Consider the following 762-nt stretch of genomic DNA (forward strand, 5'->3'; position numbering starts at 1 on the left):
GTGTAAGCCTGTAGGGAGAGACATAGGCAAATCCGTGTCTCATATATCCTGAGAGGTGATGCGTAGCCGAATGAGGCGAATTCCATGATCCTATGCTGCCGAGAAAAGCCTCTAGCGAGTGGCGACACGGCCCGTACCCCAAACCAACACAGGTGGTCAGGTAGAGAATACTAAGGCGATCGAGAGAACTGTGGTTAAGGAACTCGGCAAAATGCCCCCGTAACTTCGGGAGAAGGGGGACCACGTCTGGTGATCAACTTTTCGTTGTGAGCTGGGTGTGGTCGCAGAGACCAGAGAGAAGCGACTGTTTACTAAAAACACAGGTCCGTGCGAAGTCGTAAGACGATGTATACGGACTGACGCCTGCCCGGTGCTGGAAGGTTAAGAGGACCGGTTAACACTTCGGTGTGAAGCTGAGAATTTAAGCCCCAGTAAACGGCGGTGGTAACTATAACCATCCTAAGGTAGCGAAATTCCTTGTCGGGTAAGTTCCGACCTGCACGAATGGCGTAACGACTTCTCTGCTGTCTCAACCACAGACTCGGCGAAATTGCATTACGAGTAAAGATGCTCGTTACGCGCGGCAGGACGAAAAGACCCCGGGACCTTCACTATAGCTTGGTATTGGTGTTCGGTTCGGTTTGTGTAGGATAGGTGGGAGACTGTGAAGCATGCACGCCAGTGTGTGTGGAGTCGTTGTTGAAATACCACTCTGATCGTATTGGATATCTAACCTCGGACCATGATCTGGTTCAGGGACAG

At 51.4% G+C, this 762-nt stretch carries 1 rRNA gene; it reads left to right on the forward strand.

Going from position 1 to position 762, the window contains the following annotated elements:
* Positions 1-762: ribosomal RNA gene (locus CSW57_RS24195) — 23S ribosomal RNA — on the forward strand; the annotation flags it as partial.

It is taken from the genome of Williamsia muralis (assembly GCF_002735905.1).
GTDB lineage: Bacteria > Actinomycetota > Actinomycetes > Mycobacteriales > Mycobacteriaceae > Williamsia > Williamsia muralis_A.